This window comes from Paludibacterium yongneupense DSM 18731 (assembly GCF_000422925.1).
GTDB lineage: Bacteria > Pseudomonadota > Gammaproteobacteria > Burkholderiales > Chromobacteriaceae > Paludibacterium > Paludibacterium yongneupense.
The window spans coordinates 26,164-42,034 of sequence record NZ_KE383961.1; the positions used below are offsets into that span (position 1 = coordinate 26,164).

The 15,871-nt window shown below is 58.2% G+C and carries 12 protein-coding genes, 1 tRNA gene and 2 pseudogenes; 4 read left to right on the forward strand and 11 right to left on the reverse strand.

The window, feature by feature from the left end:
* Positions 1–47: 47 nt before the first annotated feature.
* Together G520_RS25275 and G520_RS0119460 are read right to left on the reverse strand one after the other, a co-directional pair.
* Positions 48–456 (reverse strand): annotated as a pseudogene (locus G520_RS25275) (transposase); the annotation flags it as partial.
* A 74-nt stretch (positions 457–530) separates the two neighbouring features.
* Positions 531–1,772, reverse strand: coding sequence for an MFS transporter (locus tag G520_RS0119460; RefSeq protein WP_028537111.1), 1,242 nt, complete (start codon positions 1,770–1,772; stop codon positions 531–533).
* Between the two features lie 231 nt (positions 1,773–2,003).
* On the opposite strand from G520_RS0119460, the pseudogene G520_RS23555 reads away from it, so the two are divergent.
* Positions 2,004–2,889: pseudogene (locus G520_RS23555) on the forward strand (IS256 family transposase); the annotation flags it as partial.
* A 254-nt stretch (positions 2,890–3,143) separates the two neighbouring features.
* On the opposite strand, the gene G520_RS0119480 reads toward G520_RS23555, so the two are convergent.
* The 9 genes from G520_RS0119480 to gmk all read right to left on the reverse strand — a co-directional run bounded on the left by G520_RS0119480 (position 3,144) and on the right by gmk (position 11,642).
* Positions 3,144–3,437, reverse strand: a complete 294-nt coding sequence (locus G520_RS0119480; protein WP_028537114.1) for a hypothetical protein — start codon at positions 3,435–3,437, stop codon at positions 3,144–3,146.
* Between the two features lie 178 nt (positions 3,438–3,615).
* Positions 3,616–3,692, reverse strand: a tRNA-Ile gene (locus G520_RS0119485).
* Positions 3,693–3,713: 21 nt separating this feature from the next.
* Complete coding sequence (gene rpoD, locus G520_RS0119490) at positions 3,714–5,648, reverse strand: RNA polymerase sigma factor RpoD (protein ID WP_028537115.1); 1,935 nt, start codon at positions 5,646–5,648, stop codon at positions 3,714–3,716.
* A 77-nt stretch (positions 5,649–5,725) separates the two neighbouring features.
* Positions 5,726–7,486 carry a DNA primase gene (gene dnaG, locus G520_RS0119495; RefSeq protein WP_028537116.1) on the reverse strand — a complete coding sequence of 587 codons (1,761 nt, stop codon included), beginning with the start codon at positions 7,484–7,486 and terminating at the stop codon, positions 5,726–5,728.
* 24 nt (positions 7,487–7,510) lie between these two features.
* Positions 7,511–7,969 (reverse strand): GatB/YqeY domain-containing protein, encoded by a 459-nt coding sequence (locus G520_RS0119500; protein WP_028537117.1) that lies wholly within the window; start codon positions 7,967–7,969, stop codon positions 7,511–7,513.
* 91 nt (positions 7,970–8,060) lie between these two features.
* Positions 8,061–8,273 carry a 30S ribosomal protein S21 gene (gene rpsU / locus G520_RS0119505; RefSeq protein ID WP_028537118.1) on the reverse strand — a complete coding sequence of 71 codons (213 nt, stop codon included), beginning with the start codon at positions 8,271–8,273 and terminating at the stop codon, positions 8,061–8,063.
* 292 nt (positions 8,274–8,565) lie between these two features.
* Complete coding sequence (locus tag G520_RS0119510) at positions 8,566–10,722, reverse strand: RelA/SpoT family protein (RefSeq protein WP_028537119.1); 2,157 nt, start codon at positions 10,720–10,722, stop codon at positions 8,566–8,568.
* 22 nt (positions 10,723–10,744) lie between these two features.
* Positions 10,745–10,951, reverse strand: a complete 207-nt coding sequence (rpoZ, locus tag G520_RS0119515) for a DNA-directed RNA polymerase subunit omega (RefSeq protein ID WP_028537120.1) — start codon at positions 10,949–10,951, stop codon at positions 10,745–10,747.
* Positions 10,952–11,015: 64 nt separating this feature from the next.
* On the reverse strand, positions 11,016–11,642 hold the full coding sequence (gene gmk, locus G520_RS0119520) for a guanylate kinase (protein WP_028537121.1): 627 nt from the start codon (positions 11,640–11,642) through the stop codon (positions 11,016–11,018).
* Positions 11,643–11,805: 163 nt separating this feature from the next.
* On the opposite strand from gmk, the gene G520_RS0119525 reads away from it, so the two are divergent.
* The 3 genes from G520_RS0119525 (at position 11,806) to G520_RS0119535 (ending at position 14,869) form a co-directional block, all read left to right on the forward strand.
* Positions 11,806–13,101 (forward strand): NCS2 family permease, encoded by a 1,296-nt coding sequence (locus G520_RS0119525; protein ID WP_028537122.1) that lies wholly within the window; start codon positions 11,806–11,808, stop codon positions 13,099–13,101.
* A gap of 89 nt (positions 13,102–13,190) precedes the next feature.
* Positions 13,191–13,748 carry an adenine phosphoribosyltransferase gene (locus G520_RS0119530; protein WP_028537123.1) on the forward strand — a complete coding sequence of 186 codons (558 nt, stop codon included), beginning with the start codon at positions 13,191–13,193 and terminating at the stop codon, positions 13,746–13,748.
* Between the two features lie 98 nt (positions 13,749–13,846).
* Positions 13,847–14,869, forward strand: coding sequence for a patatin-like phospholipase family protein (locus tag G520_RS0119535; RefSeq protein WP_028537124.1), 1,023 nt, complete (start codon positions 13,847–13,849; stop codon positions 14,867–14,869).
* Positions 14,870–15,871 lie beyond the last annotated feature (1,002 nt).

Below are 15,871 nucleotides of genomic sequence, written 5' to 3' on the forward strand. Positions count from 1 at the left end.
GCTGTTTAGGTCAGGCTGACCATCACATTAAATTCAGTACATGCCCGCTTGAGGGTCAAGCCCTTGGCCGCGTGGTATTGGTTAATCGTGGCGAACAGGGCTTCGGTCAGGCGGTGTTTCTCCAGCAGGTGGCGAAAGTGCAGTAGCGTGGTTTCATCAGGAACCGCGTCGATATTGATCAGTGCGAAATGCCGCATGGATGCAATCTCGTACAAGCTCTCTTCCATCGAAGGGGGCGGACAACGAATACCACTGTTGCAGGCAATAAATACGTAGCATGCTCGATAACGGATACGGACGCCGGCCATTACCCGCTTTGGGATAGAACGGTTCGATGGCTGCTTCGAGTTTGTCCCACGGCATGACCTTGCCCATTTCGGCGAGGAAGATTTCTCGACGGGTCTGTTTCTTCTTCGCGGTCTGTTCGAGATCGGTAAAGCTCAGTTGCTTGCTCATCGCCAGTCCTTGATGCGGTGGGATGATTGATTTTAACCGGAAGACCGGGACTTGTTCAGACCTTCCCTAGCAGTTCATTGCCGCGCTGAGACTCGATTAAACAAGAGAGTGAGCAATACTCCAAGCCCAGCCGCGCCAGCGAGCACGCCCCACACCTCGATCCTATTCATATCGCTCATCGCTAGCCAACTACCTACGTAGTTGCCGAGGCCTCCGCCAAGCCCCCATGAGAGGCTGATTGCGCCAAAAAATGTCGCCTGCTTTCCGTCATGAGCCAGATCGGCGGTGATCGACTCGATGGCAGGCAGGATGAGTGTTTCGACCAACGTATAGAGAGCAATAACCATCAGTAGCCAGGTCAAGCCTTTACCAAATCCAGCTACCGAGTACAGACCCATTAGCGCGATATAGCAGCCGAGCAAAACACCGTGCTTTGATACCCACTTGAAGATCACAAGGGACAGACCGACAAACAGCAACCCAGCGATGCCATTCGTAACGAATACCGCACTGGCACCGACTTCTGACCCGGCCAGTTTGGTTGCCATCAGCGGAAATAGCACAAACAACTGGGAAAACAGGAACCACCAAGCGAACGTGGCAAATAAAAACAACAGAAATACTTTGTCTTGGAAAACGGCTTTCCAGCTATCAATGATCGAGGAGCGGCTGACGTACAATCGGTCGAAGTGGCCGAAGCGAATGCACCCAAGAGCCAAACTCGCGAAAAAAACACTACTTGCATAGAAGGGCGCGACCGGATTGAAGAACAGTAGTGCAGCGCCTAGCATGGGGCCAACGACCACCCCCAGATTCAGCAGTAGGTTGTTGAGCACAAAGATTCTTACTACGATCTGTGGTGGTTGACGTCCAAAGATGCCGTAGACTGCAGATTCGTATAAAGCGGTTCCCAGGCCTATAGCCAAGGTAGTCAGCGCGATCAGAGCGGGACCGGAAATAATGGCGAAGTAAAGAAAGCCTAGCGCCCGCAGCGCTAGGCCCAGCACCATCAGTGTTCGAAAACCAAAGCGGTCAGCTAGGGGGCCGGTAACGATAGGTAATACCCGCCCGGCAACGAGGTGAATGGTGAGAACCGTTCCGATCTCGGCAGAGGAAAACTTGAGATGCTGCGCCATGTACACGGCCATGAGGGGGAAAGCCGTGAACGTGGAGACGTTCATGAAAAATTGTCCGAGCAGTAGAATTCGAACCTCCCGCGATACCGTTAGGATATCGGCCAGAAGATTACGTAGAATGCCCTTTTGTTCTGAGACTGTTTGGTTTTGATCGTGCCCTTCAGGCAGGTCATTCGTCATGAATTCTCCTATGGAACCCCTTCCCTTACTCTATTGATTCTGGGTTATCCAGAGAGGGAGATAAATGTTCAATTTTTGCACAGACGTCGGCCTCACCTAGCGTCTTTCACTCCGCCCGAACACGAAGATCACTGGGGTTTTGAGTCTGCTTACGACCAACAGCCGTCGGTAACGATATGACCGCTTCAGCCGAGAGTAGACCTTGGATCCGTCTATGGTCAATGTCCGTTCGCCATGTACGCCCGGGGTATGACCGTCCGTGAAATTCAGGGCTTTCTGCAGGAGCAGTATGGCACCACCGTGTCGCCGGACTTCATCAGTTCGGTTACCGAAGAGGTGATGGCCGAAGTCGTTGCCTGGTAGTCGCGTCCGCTCGACATTCTTTACCCCGTCGTGTTCTTCGATGCGCTGCGGGTCAAAATCCGCGAGGATGCCGTTGTGCGCAACAAAGCCGTTTATTTGGCGCTGGGCGTGCGGACCGATGGTTCCCGCGACATTCTCGGTCTCTGGATCGAAGGCACTGAGGGCGCCAAATTCTGGATGAAGGTCTTCAACGACCTCAAGACGCGCGGCGTCAACGACATCCTGATTGCCGTCACCAACGGTCTCAAGGGCATGCCGGAGGCGCTGGCCGCCGTCTTCCCTGCGACCACGTTGCAGACATGCATCGTCCATCTGATCCGCAACAGCCTCGACTACGCGAGCTGGAAAGACCGGAAAGCGTTGGCCGTCGCCATTCGCCCGATCTAAACCGCCCCGAGCGCGGAAGCGGCCGAGGCGGAACTGGAGGCCTTCAGTGAAGGCGAGTGGGGACAGAAATTCGGACAGGCCCCCCTGGCGTAGCGCCTGGGATCGCGTCATCCCGTTCTTCGCGTTCCCGCCGACGGTGCGCAAGGTGATTTACACGACCAATGCGATCGAGAACGTCAACACGCAATTACGCAAGATCATCAGAACCCGGGGGCACTTCCCGAACGATGAAGCGGCCACGAAGCTGATCTGGCTGGCCCTGCGCAACATCACCGCCAACTGGAGCCGTGCGGCGCATGACTGGAAGACAGCCATGAACCAATTCGCTATCCTTTACGGTGATCGTTTCATTCAGCATCACGTGTGAAATTCAATTCGCCCTAAACACGGAAATGCTGACACCCCCTGAGGGATGTCGTTCTCAAAACACTCGTTTCGAGCGGCGTGATCGTGACTGTCGATGAAAGCAGCATTCACGATTCCGAGGAAGAGAGGTTCGTCCGGCTCAACCTCAGCAACGTGAACACCGTTGCTAGACAACGCCATCGTACGGCGACCTCACAACCCCTTGATCGTAAGTCATTGACGCCGAAACCAATTATTCCATAGCCAATCGTCTTGTCATTCGTCTCTTCGAGCGTAATGGCTGATGCCACAGATCGAATGCAGCTTGATGGTAAATTTACCGTGGGTCGTCTGAGGGGCATCAACCTGGTATCCGTCAATCACGACCTGACACAGGTTGATGGAGATCACGCGGCCTGTCGTGAAAAGCATAGACCCAACCTCTGTCTGGGTGCCGATGGTAAATGTCATTGGCTGTGCCGTTTTGAGGTCATGGTAGAACTTCAGGGGCTTGTAGATTTTTTTGAGAAAGGGTCCAACTACCTTTACGACTGCGATCAAATCAGCCATCCCACCCTCCATCTCCGAAGGCACTCGGACTTTATTTCTATCACGAAATTAAACAGCAAAGATGAGCACGTGACCTGAACAAACCATTCGAAATACCACCCATCGCCTACCAGATGCCTACCAGCTAAAAAAACGCAATGAAAAACGGCCTGCAATCGCTTGCAAGCCGTTGTTTTACTGGTGGGCCCTATCGGACTTGAACCGATGACCAAAGGATTATGAGTCCTCTGCTCTAACCAACTGAGCTAAAGGCCCTGAGCTGCGCATTATATCAAATTATTGGCCGCCGGGCTCATTATCGAGAAAGCTGCGCAGACGCTCCGAACGGGTCGGATGGCGCAGCTTGCGCAAGGCCTTGGCTTCGATCTGACGAATCCGTTCGCGCGTGACATCGAACTGCTTGCCGACTTCCTCGAGGGTGTGGTCGGTGTTCATGTCGATGCCGAAACGCATGCGCAGCACCTTGGCTTCGCGCGGCGTCAGCGTGTCGAGCACTTCCTTGGTCGCGTCTTTCAGGCTCGAGTACATGGCCGCGTCCGACGGTGCCAGCGTGACCGCGTCTTCGATGAAGTCGCCGAGATGGCTGTCATCGTCGTCGCCGATCGGCGTTTCCATCGAGATCGGTTCCTTGGAGATCTTCATGATCTTGCGGATCTTCTCCTCGGGCATTTCCATGCGCTCGGCCAGCTCGGCCGGGTCCGGCTCGCGCCCCGATTCCTGCAGGATCTGGCGACTGATACGATTCATCTTGTTGATGGTTTCGATCATGTGCACCGGAATGCGGATGGTGCGTGCCTGGTCGGCGATGGAGCGCGTGATCGCCTGGCGGATCCACCACGTCGCATAGGTCGAGAACTTGTAGCCGCGACGGTATTCGAACTTGTCCACCGCCTTCATCAGGCCGATATTGCCTTCCTGGATCAGATCGAGGAACTGCAGACCGCGGTTGGTGTACTTCTTGGCGATGGAAATCACCAGGCGCAGGTTGGCCTCGATCATTTCCTTCTTCGCGCGGCGGGCCTTGGATTCGCCCGACGACATCTGCCGGTTGATTTCCTTCAGCTCCTTGATCGTCAGCATCGCCTTTTCCTGCAGCGAAGCCAGCTTGCTCTGCTTCTCGATGATCGCGTACTGGAAGCGGGTCAGCGCCTCCGACCACGACTTGCCGGACGCTATCTCGCGCTCGACCCATTCGAGATTGGTCTCGTTGCCAGGAAAGCCCTTGATGAAATGAGAGCGATCCATGCGTACGCGGGTCACACAGATATCCTGGATATCGCGTTCGATCGCGCGGATTTCGTTGACGCGGCTACGCAGCGATTCGCACAGACTTTCGATCTGCCGGGTCGAGAAACGGACGCGCATGAACTCTTCGGTGATCGCAGCCTGCAGCTCCTGGTAGATCTTGCTCTGCGAACCGTTCTTGGTGAGCTCCTTGACCATCTTGTCGAACAGCATGCGCACGCCGGCGAAATGTTCGAGCGCCTGCTGCTTGAGTTCTTCCAGATTGGCCAGCGTCAGCGCAGCGGCTTCGGCATCGGCGTCGGTCTCGTCGTCGCTCTCTTCTTCTTCGGCCGCCAGTTCTTCCTCGACCACCGGTTCGACGAAGGGAGGGGGAACCTCTTCCGCCGCCTCGCCATCGGGATTGATGAAGCCATCGACGACTTCATCCACCCGGATTTCTTCCTTGGCCACGCGCTCGATCAACTCGAGCACTTCGGAGATGGTCCCCGGGCAGGCGGAGATCGCCTGGATCATGAACTTCAAACCGTCTTCGATGCGCTTGGCGATTTCGATTTCGCCTTCGCGCGTCAGCAGTTCGACCGAGCCCATCTCGCGCATATACATGCGCACCGGATCGGTCGTGCGGCCGAATTCGGAGTCGACCGAAGACAGCGCTGCTTCCGCCTCTTCCACGGCATCTTCGTCCGCGACCGCCGGTGCGGCGTCGGACATGAGCAGGGTGTCGGCATCCGGAGCTTCGTCATAAACCTGGATGCCCAGGCCACTGATCATGGTGACGATGTTTTCGATCTGCTCGGCGTCGGACACGTCTTCCGGCAAGTGATCGTTGATTTCCGCATAGGTCAGGTAACCACGTTCCTTGCCCAGGGCAATCAACTGGCGCAACCGTTTGCGCTGTTCTTCCAGGCTCATCGAACCTTGTTCGTTGTCCTGTACATCCTTTTGATTTTCGGGAGAGGCCGCCATTTCGCTTCCTGCTTGAAAAAATGCCGAAAAAAACAGTTAAGTATATCACCAAGGCGCGAGTCCTGTCTGGCCGGTAGTCAACCCGGCCTGACCAGCAGCTCGCGCATGAGATGCGATTCCTCCGGACTCAGCCGCTCGCTGCGTGACTTCTGGATCAACCGCCCCAATTCGGCCGCGCGAATGAGTTGCAGCAAACGCTGGTTTCCGTCGCGAAACTGATTGCGGTCGTCCTCGTCGGGCGAGGCGAACTCCTCCGGGTCCTGCATGGCCTGCTGCAGCACACTATCGACCAACCCCTCGTACGGGGTTCCGCGAATGCACTCGACCAGTTGGGCCGTTGTCGGCGCTTCGCTCTGCTGGGCGCGTTCCGCCAGCATGGCAAAGCAGGCCAGTTCATCCGACAAAGTCAGACTATCCGGCATTTCGACATCGTTGGCCCACGTGGGGTTCATCAGCAACCACTTCACTTGCTTGCGGATGATCGACGTATTGACCTGCCGGTTGGACTCCTCCGGCAGACGGTACTCGCGCCGCCCCTTGCGCTCCGGTTTCTTCAGGCCCACCAGTCTGTCGAAGTCATCGACATCCACGCCGGCCAGTTCGGCCAGCCTTTTTTTGATGATGAAGCCCAGCGCCGGAGCGCCTATTTGCGCCAGCAGGGGGGCCGACTGACGAATCAGATCGGCCTTCCCCTCCGGCGTGTCCAGCTCCACGCGCCGCGTCAGCTCGCGTGTGAAATACGACGACAGCGGCAGGCTCTGCTGCTCGAGAAGTGTCTCGAACGCTTCGCTGCCGCTGGCGCGGATATAACTGTCCGGATCGTGTTCTTCCGGGAGAAACAAAAAATGCAATGACTTGCCGTCGACCAGCTGCGGCAGGCTGTTTTCCAGCGCCCGCCACGCGGCTTTCTGCCCGGCGCTATCGCCGTCGAAACAAAAATAGACATGATCGGCGTGACGCATCAGCTTGCGCACGTGCTCGCCGCTGGTCGAGGTTCCGAGCGTGGCCACGGCGTACTCGATACCGAACTGGGCCAATGCCACCACGTCCATATACCCTTCGACCACCAGCACGCGATTCTTGGCCCGAATCGCCTGGCGCGCCTCGTACAGCCCGTACAACTCGCGGCCCTTCTCGAACAGCGGCGTCTCCGGAGAGTTCAGGTACTTCGGTTCGCCCTTGCCCAGCACGCGACCACCGAAGCCGATGATGGCCCCGCGCTGGTTGCGGATAGGGAACATCACCCGCTCGCGAAAGCGGTCGTAGCGGCGGCCTTCTTCGTTGACGATGACCAGCCCGCCTTCGACCAGCAAGGCATCGTCATAGTTGTCGAAAGCCGCCTCCAGGTTCTGCCACTGCCCGGGCGCAAAACCCAGTCCAAAGCGTGCGGCGATTTCGCCACTCAGCCCGCGCCCCTTGAGGTAGCCGATCGCATCGACCGCGCTCTTCAGCTGCTGCTTGTAATAGTCCGCCGCCCGCTGCATCGCCTGTTCCAGCGACATCTTGCGCTCGCGCGCCTGGCGCTCTTCGGCCGGTTGCCGACCGACCGATTCGGGCACCTGCATGCCAATGCCTTCGGCCAGCAGCTTGACGGCTTCGACGAAGCCCAGCCCCTGATATTCCATGACGAAGCCGATGGCCGAGCCGTGGGCGCCGCAGCCGAAGCAGTGATAGAACTGCTTGCTCGGACTGACGGTGAACGAAGGCGACTTTTCTTTGTGAAACGGGCAACAAGCCAGATAGTTCTGCCCGCCGCGCTTGAGCGGGACGTAACGGTCCACCACGTCGACGATATCGACGCGGGTCAGCAGTTGATCGACGAAATCCTGGGGAATCATCGCTTGCCGACGGCGAACAAACGCTCAGGCTGCAAAATGCGCCTTGATGCGGGCGCTGACCACCGTCATATCGGCGCGGCCGGCCATTTGCGGCTTGAGCAGTCCCATCACCTTGCCCATGTCGCGGGCCGAGGCGGCACCGGTGGCGGCACCGGTGGCGGCAACGGCGGCGGCGATGAGGTCGTCGATTTCGCTCTCGGTCAGTTGCTGCGGCAAATAGGCCATCAGCACATCCATTTCGAACGATTCCTTGTCGGCCAGATCCTGGCGCTTGGCTGCCAGATACTGCGACACCGAATCGCGGCGCTGCTTGAGCATTTTGTCGATGACGGCGACGACGCCCGCGTCGTCCAGTTCGATCCGCTCGTCGACTTCGCGCTGCTTGATGGCGGCGAGAAGGAGGCGAATGGCGGACAGGCGAGCGCTATCGCGCGCCTTCATGGCGACTTTCATGTCGTCGGAGATTCGAATTTTCAGGCTCATGTCGGACTCGCAACGGTAATTCGGAACGTACAAACGGCAAAACCGCAGGGTTAACCTGCGGTCATGCTCGATTGCCGGAGTGACGAAGCGTTTAGTAGAGCTTCGGCGGCAGCATTTGGCTGCGGATGCGCTTGTAGTGGCGCTTCACGGCGGCAGCGTGCTTGCGCTTGCGTTCGGTAGTCGGCTTTTCGTAGAACTCGCGGGCACGCAGTTCAGTCAGCAGGCCGGTCTTTTCGACGGCGCGCTTGAAACGACGCATTGCGACTTCGAACGGTTCATTCTCTTTAACGCGAATATGAGGCATTTACGTGTATATCCTTAACCTTGAAAGCTGATCGCTTGGTAAACGTTTATTTTAACAATACTACGAGCTTTTAAAAAGCTGATACGACTCACCGTTCCGGGCTTGCGCCACGGTACCGGCTACGGAATCACCCCCTCGGTGTCGGATAACGGACTGCGAAATAAGCGCCTGGCACAAGCCAAGCGAGGCGACACTGTACAACGAAGCCGGGCCGCTGTCGAGAGAAACGACGCACCCCCTGCCATCGCCGTGGCGCAAAGGCCGCACTTTTGCAGCCATTTTACAACAGCGCTTAGCGCCGCTCGGCCTGTTGCACGACGTTGACTTGCTCCACGCCCGCCAACACCTTCTCCAGATGCGACAGATTGTCGACTTGAAGACGGAAGTGAATATGAATGAAACCGTCGCCGACATGGGTGTCCTGCGTGTCGACGCTTTCAATATTGGCGGCCGCCTGCGAGATGGCGGTCGCGATCTCGGCCAGCGCCCCCCGTTCGTTTCGCGCGAGCACGCTGATGGTCACGCCGAACATGCGCCCCTTCTGGTTATCCCAGGCAACCGGCAACAATTTGTCCTGGTCGACGCGGCGGCTGTTGGCACAACTGGCGCGGTGCACGACCAGCCCCTGGCCCTTGGTCAGCACGCCGACGATATCGTCGCCCGGAATCGGATTGCAACAGCTGGACAGTTGCACCGAGCCGCCTTCGTTGCCACGGATCGCAACCGGCGCGATATGCAGATCTTCGCCGAGACGGGCGCCGGCGAGTTCGATCAGACGACGCGCCACCACCACCGGCAGCATCTTGCCGACGCCGATTTCCACCAGCACATCGCCGAAGCTCTGGTGTTTTTCGCTCCACGCGGCCAGATAGGCGCTGCGCAGGACGTCATCGATGGCCACCGGTGCGGCGGCAAGCGCCCCGACCGCCTGCTTGAGCAGTTTCTCGCCCAGCTGTGCGGCCTCGGTTCGCTGCAGGCTCTTGAGGTAGTTGCGGATGCAGGAACGAGCACGGCCGCTCTGCACGAAGCTCAGCCACGACGGATTAGGCTTGGCCTGGGTCGAGGTAATGATTTCGACGGTGTCGCCATTGCGCAGCTCGGTGCGCAAGGGCACCAGCGCGTGATTGACGCGCGAGGCGATGCAGCGATGACCGACGTCGGTATGCACCGCGTAGGCGAAGTCGACCGGCGTCGCCCCCTGCGGCAGCACCATGATGCGGCCCTTGGGCGTGAACACATAGACTTCGTCAGGAAACAGGTCGATCTTGATATGTTCGAGAAACTCGACGGCGTCGTCGCTTTCCGCCTGAATGTCGAGAATGCTCTGCAGCCACTGGTGCGTGCGCTGCTGGGCCGTGTCCAGCCCGCTGTCGCCGCTCTTGTACATCCAGTGCGATGCCACCCCCGCTTCGGCCACGCGGTTCATCTCGCGCGTGCGGATCTGCATTTCCACCGGCGTGCCATAGGGACCGAACAGGGTGGTATGCAAGCTCTGGTAGCCGTTGCCCTTGGGAATGGCGATGTAATCCTTGAATTTGCCCGGAATGGGCTTGTACAGACTGTGCAGGGCCCCCAGCGCCAGGTAGCAGCTGGGAATGTCGTTGACCACGACGCGGAAACCGTAGATATCCAGCACCTCGGAAAACGACAGGTGCTTTTCCTGCATTTTCTTGTAGATGCTGTAGAGGTTTTTTTCGCGGCCCTTGATGACCGCCTCGATATTACCGCCGACCAGTTTCTGGCTGACGGCCTGCAGGATCTTGTTGACCACTTCTCGGCGGTTGCCGCGCGCTGCGCGCACCGCCTTGGCCAGAACGTTGTAACGATGGTGGTGCAGATGACGAAAGGCCAGATCCTGCAACTCGCGATACACCTTGTTCAACCCGATGCGGTTGGCGATAGGGGCGTAGATTTCCAGCGTTTCCAGGGCGATCCGTCGTCGCTTGTCCTCGCGCATCGAATCCAGCGTACGCATATTGTGCAGCCGGTCGGCCAGCTTGACGATGATGACGCGGATATCGCGCGCCATCGCCAGGACCATCTTGCGGAAATTCTCCGCCTGCGCCGTTTCCCGGGTCTGGTATTCCAGCCGTTCCAGCTTGGACAAGCCGTCGACCAGATCCGCGATCGTGCGACCGAATTTCTCGGCCAGCGTCGATTTGCTGACCCCGGTATCTTCAAGTACGTCATGCAGCAAGGCCGCGGCGAGCCCCTGCACGTCGATCCGCCATTCGGTGAGCATGGTTGCCACCGCCAGCGGATGCGTGATGTAAGGTTCGCCGCTCTTGCGCGTCTGCCCTTCGTGCGCTTCCCGGCTGAGTTCAAACGCCTGATGCAGCAACTGCACGTCTTCAGGCTTGAGAAAGCGCGCCGCCGCCGCGAAAAAAGTTTCCGCATCGGCATCTACAATGGCGCGATAGTCTATCGTCGCTACAATATCTGAACACATGGGGCTGCGCCTAAGGTCGGTTTCAGGCCTTGCCGCGGTTGAGCAGTTCCTTGCCGACGTGGCCGGCAGCGATTTCGCGCAATGCCACCACGGTCGGTTTGTGACGGCCGCCGTCCACGAAGGTCGTGGCACCGGACGCCACCTGGCGCGCGCGATAGGCGGCGGCCAGGGTCAGATCGAAGCGGTTGGAAATGCGATCCAGGCAATCGTCAACGGTAATACGGGCCATGGTGTCCTCTCAATATTTCAGGTCAATCGGAAACAAACTCAAAAACCGCCGCGCGAGCCAGGGCTCAGTCGCGGCTTCTCATATGCGACAACTTCAGGGCATGGCGGGCGATCTGTACCGCGCACTTCAACCGCTGCGAGCGTACGATGCTGATCAAATCCGACTTCGCTCGTTCGAAGTTATCATTAATCACAATGTAATCATACTCCGTCACCTTGGCGATCTCGGAGCGTGCCGCCGCCAGACGCCGGGCAATCACCTCTTCGCTGTCGCTCGCGCGACCGCGAAGACGGCGCTCCAGCTCCTCGATCGAAGGCGGCATGATGAAAATGCTGACCGCTTCGGGGAAGCACTTGCGTACCTGACGCGCGCCCTGCCAGTCGATCTCGAGCAGAACATCGCGGCCATCCGCCAAACGGGAACGAATCCAGCTGGCGCTCGTCCCATAATAATTGCCATATACCTCGGCGTACTCCAGAAAATCGTTGCGAGCGATCATCGTCTCGAACATTTCCCGGTCGACGAAGTGATAGTGCGTACCGTGCACCTCCCCTTCACGCGCCTCCCGCGTCGTGAAGGACACGGACAACTCCACGGTGGGCTCCGCGGCCAGCAAGGCCTCCACCAGCGATGTTTTACCCGCCCCCGAGGGCGCTACGACGATATAGATCGAGCCAGTCGGCTGAGTCACGGTCAGACTCCGGAAACTAGAGATTAATATTCCAGTATACCACAGTTGGCCCGCGCTCGGCTCACGACAACTATTTTCACGTCAAGATTTAGGTGTTTGGCTCTTCATGGTCGTAGAATCCTGCGCTTTTCGCGAAGTCTCCACATCGAAGGAGTTGTCTGCAATGCCGCTACTCGAGAGCCTGTTCAGGTTGAAGGCACACGGGACGACCGTCAGGACCGAAGTCCTGGCCGGTTTCACCACCTTCCTGACAATGGCCTACGTCGTTCTTGTCAACCCCCTGATCCTGTCCAACACCGGCATGGATCTCAATGCCGTTTTCGTCGCCACCTGCCTCGCCGCCGCCCTGGGCACGGCCATCATGGGGCTGGTCGCCAATTATCCGATCGCCCTGGCGCCCGGCATGGGGTTAAACGCCTATTTCACCTTCACCGTAGTCAAGGGCATGCACGTACCGTGGCAAGCCGCCATGGGGGCCGTATTCATTTCCGGTCTGGTTTTCCTTGCCGTCAGCCTGTTCAAGGTGCGCGAAGCCATCGTCAATGCCATCCCGCGTTCGCTCAAGTTCGCGATCTCGGCTGGCGTCGGCATGTTCCTCGCCATCATTGCGCTCAAGAATGCCGGGGTCATCGCCGCTGACCCGGCCACCTACCTGACGCTCGGCAATATGCACAACCCGACCACGCTGCTGGCCATCCTCGGCTTCTTCCTGATCGTGGCGCTCGAATATCGCCGCATCCACGGTTCCATCATCATCGGCATTCTGGTCGTCACCGCGCTGTCGATCGTGCTGGGCCTGTCGAAGTTCCAGGGTATCGTCGCCCCCGTGCCAAGCATGGCCCCGACCCTGATGAAGATGGACCTGCACGGTGCGCTCAATGTCGGCTTGCTAGGCGTGGTCTTCGTGTTCTTCTTCGTCGACCTGTTCGACACCACCGGCACCCTGATCGGCGTGTCCCACCGCGCCGGCCTGCTCGATCGCGACGGCAAGCTGCCGCGCCTGAAGCGTGCGCTGCTGGCCGACTCCATCGCCATCACCGCCGGCGCCATGATGGGCACGTCCTCCACCACGGCGTATATCGAATCGGCGGCCGGAACGGCTGTCGGCGGTCGCACCGGGCTGACCGCCGTCGTGGTCGCCGTGCTGTTTCTGGCCTGCCTGTGGCTGTCGCCGCTGGCAATGACGGTTCCCGCCTATGCCACCGCTCCGGCGCTGTGCTACGTCGCGGTACTGATGGCGCGCGGCCTGGCCGAGATCGAGTGGAACGACCTGACCGAATCCGCACCGGCCGTGATGACCGCGCTAGCGATGCCATTCACATATTCGATAGCGGATGGCATTGCCTTCGGCTTCATCAGCTATGCGATGATCAAGATCCTGGCCGGGCGCTTCGCCGACCTGAAGCCCGCCGTGCTGATCATTGCCGCACTGTGGGTCGTCAAGCTGGCCATGTTCTGATTCACTACGGACACTATTGCGGTGTCCGGATAGCAACACCTTTGACGCCCCGCTAGTCGGGGCGTCTTCACGTCGGCTAAAATGGCGGAATGGAAAATCTAAGCAATCTCGACTACGCCAGTTATCTGAAAGAATGGATCCGCACCGTTCCGGACTGGCCTCATGCCGGCGTGATGTTTCGCGACATCACACCGTTGTTGCAGAACCCGAAATCCTTTCGTGTCCTGATCGATCTCTTCGTCCATCGCTACATGAACGAACGCGTCGACATGATCGCAGGGCTGGATGCCAGAGGCTTCATCATCGGCTCGGTCGTAGCTTACGAACTCAACGTCGGCTTTACCCCCATCCGCAAGAAGGGCAAGCTGCCTTTCACCACGATGGCAGAAGAGTACGAGCTTGAATACGGCAACGCCTGCGTTGAAATCCACACCGACGCCTGCAAGGCGGGCGACCGCATCGTACTTATCGACGACCTGGTCGCAACCGGCGGCACCATGATGGCCGGCGCCAAATTGCTGCAGCGCCTAGGCGCCGACGTGATCGAAGCGGCGGCGATCATCGAGTTGCCGGAACTGGGGGGCGGCAAGCTGGTTCGCGACTCAGGCATCGATCTGTTCACAGTCTGCAGCTACGAAGGCCTCTGAGCCCCCCCTCCCATAGCGGGCGTCGGACGACGATCCTCCTTCCTGTTTTGTGCATAGCAATATAGAGTGATTAATGTCAACGTCACTGGAGTGGGGCAATGGCACGATCACTGGCACTGGTACTCGGAGGGGGAGCGCCCAACGCCACCCTCATGGCGGGCGCCCTGGTGGCGTTTATCGAACGCGAGGTCTCGTTCGATATCATCTCGACCGCGGGCGCCGGCGCGCTGATCGGCTTGCTCTATTGCGCGCCCAAATCCGGCAACCCGGTGGAGGCGCTGCGCAGCGTCGTCGACATGGGCGTCGACGACCTCATCTACCAACAGCTTCCAGTCAACTTCAAGGTCTTCTGCAAGCCAGGTTCGTTGGCCGAAGGCTGGCGCGATCTGATTGCACAAAACCCCATCCTGCAGCAGATCCAGCAACAGGCGGCCGACGGTCCGGCGCAGCGCCTGTTTGCCGACTGGACCCGCCTGCTGCTGGCAACGCTCTCGCCGAGCGATCTGAACGCATCCAGCACCGGTCTGTGCGCGCATGTTCCCTTCATCGATAGCGTCGTCGACTTCGCCGCACTCGCCCGCATTGAGCCTGCGTTCTATATGAATGCCTACAATCTCAGCCGCCACGAGATGCAGGTATGGGACAAGCAGGCGATCGGCAAGGATCAGTTTCTCGCCGCCCTGTCGTTTCCGTTCCTCTACCCCCCGTACGAAATCGATGGCGAGTTCTTTATCGAAGGCGCCGCGATCGACACTCTGAATTTCAAAGGGCTGTTCCAGCGCCACCGCCACATCGATACGGTGGTCGTCTTCGACGTACTCGGTTGCGATCGCTTGCTGCACCCGCCGACCGATCTGTACGACGCCTGGGGCCAGTCCATCATTACCCCGCTCACCGAGATCGCGCGTGACGATCTCAAGTTGTTCGAATCGCGCCACCTGATCGATCCCGACACAGGCAAACCGCGCTGCGAGTTGCTGCGCATCAATTATGAGCACTACCTTGACGCCCGCGATTACGCCCAGGAGCTGGACTGGTCGCACTCCAATCTGGCTCGCCTGTTCGATGTCGGTTATGAAGCCGGCCACCATTTCTGCGATGAACATGCACTGAGCTCCTGATGGTCGCGGGGGAAGCTCGCTCCCCTCCCCCAGGCAATGGCTTGCCCCCCTTCTCGCGATTAGTCGCGCCAGCTGAACGCTGTGTTCATTCAAATCCACTTCAATATGTAACTGTATCTAAGTAAGATTCACTTCATGAGCGCTGCACGTCACGCCGCCGACTGAACGGGAAGCGCCGGCTGCGCTCCATTCGGGTACGGCCAACAGCAACAACGGCTGGCAGCAGAAAAAACGTCAGCACTAAGCCCTGGCTAAGTCACCCCCCGCATGATGGCAGCGCTGGAGCAAGCCGAGAGCTTATTTTTTCGATATCGAACATATATGGTCAATATCGAACAGATGCTCGCTCTCACCAGTCGCCCCGGATTGACTCGAAAACTCGGCCGACAAGCCAGATCGAGCGTAATCCGACATCGATGGCGGCGTAAAAATCCGTTCCATCAATAGCACTAATAAGTGACGGCACAATACCGGCCCTATTTGCAAGCAAGGTTGCCGCACTGAAGCAACAACCCGTAGGAAAGAGAAAATAATACAGAAATACATGGCACTAACTAAAACAGGGTCATGTGAAAGTCGCTGTATCCTTCTCTGAGTCGTTGGCCTATGCTGGATGTTCCTCCTGTCATTGGCCTTGACACAGGCAAGATTAGATCCATTTCAGAAACAATCTGTTCAAGAATGGAACCTTCTCCTTCGAACTGTTACCGAGTAAGATGCAGTTCATGGGATGCAGAAAACGACGCGAGTCTTAATGTTTGATAACGAACTTAGGCGCGTCGACATAGAACTTCGGTCCAGCCCGACACGTCTCACCCGGGTAGATATTTTTTTACACAGCCGACGCGAGAACCCGAGTGGTTCCCGTCGATACGAAAGAGAGAACACCATGAAAACCTTGACCTTCCTCGCCGTCGCCGCCCTCGGCCTCTCCTCGCTGACCATGGCCGCCGGCAAACAGGACCAGTTCGAGAGCAATAACAACTGGCATATCCAGAACCA

What these genes read in the sequence shown, in the direction of transcription:
- G520_RS0119460 (WP_028537111.1), bottom strand. Translation starts at nt 1,772, where the DNA reads ATGACGAATGACCTGCCTGAAGGGCACGATCAAAACCAAACAGTCTCA.
- G520_RS0119480 (WP_028537114.1), bottom strand. Translation starts at nt 3,437, where the DNA reads ATGGCTGATTTGATCGCAGTCGTAAAGGTAGTTGGACCCTTTCTCAAA.
- rpoD (WP_028537115.1), bottom strand. Translation starts at nt 5,648, where the DNA reads ATGGCGGCCTCTCCCGAAAATCAAAAGGATGTACAGGACAACGAACAA.
- dnaG (WP_028537116.1), bottom strand. Translation starts at nt 7,486, where the DNA reads ATGATTCCCCAGGATTTCGTCGATCAACTGCTGACCCGCGTCGATATC.
- G520_RS0119500 (WP_028537117.1), bottom strand. Translation starts at nt 7,969, where the DNA reads ATGAGCCTGAAAATTCGAATCTCCGACGACATGAAAGTCGCCATGAAG.
- rpsU (WP_028537118.1), bottom strand. Translation starts at nt 8,273, where the DNA reads ATGCCTCATATTCGCGTTAAAGAGAATGAACCGTTCGAAGTCGCAATG.
- G520_RS0119510 (WP_028537119.1), bottom strand. Translation starts at nt 10,722, where the DNA reads ATGTGTTCAGATATTGTAGCGACGATAGACTATCGCGCCATTGTAGAT.
- rpoZ (WP_028537120.1), bottom strand. Translation starts at nt 10,951, where the DNA reads ATGGCCCGTATTACCGTTGACGATTGCCTGGATCGCATTTCCAACCGC.
- G520_RS0119525 (WP_028537122.1), top strand. Translation starts at nt 11,806, where the DNA reads ATGCCGCTACTCGAGAGCCTGTTCAGGTTGAAGGCACACGGGACGACC.
- G520_RS0119530 (WP_028537123.1), top strand. Translation starts at nt 13,191, where the DNA reads ATGGAAAATCTAAGCAATCTCGACTACGCCAGTTATCTGAAAGAATGG.
- G520_RS0119535 (WP_028537124.1), top strand. Translation starts at nt 13,847, where the DNA reads ATGGCACGATCACTGGCACTGGTACTCGGAGGGGGAGCGCCCAACGCC.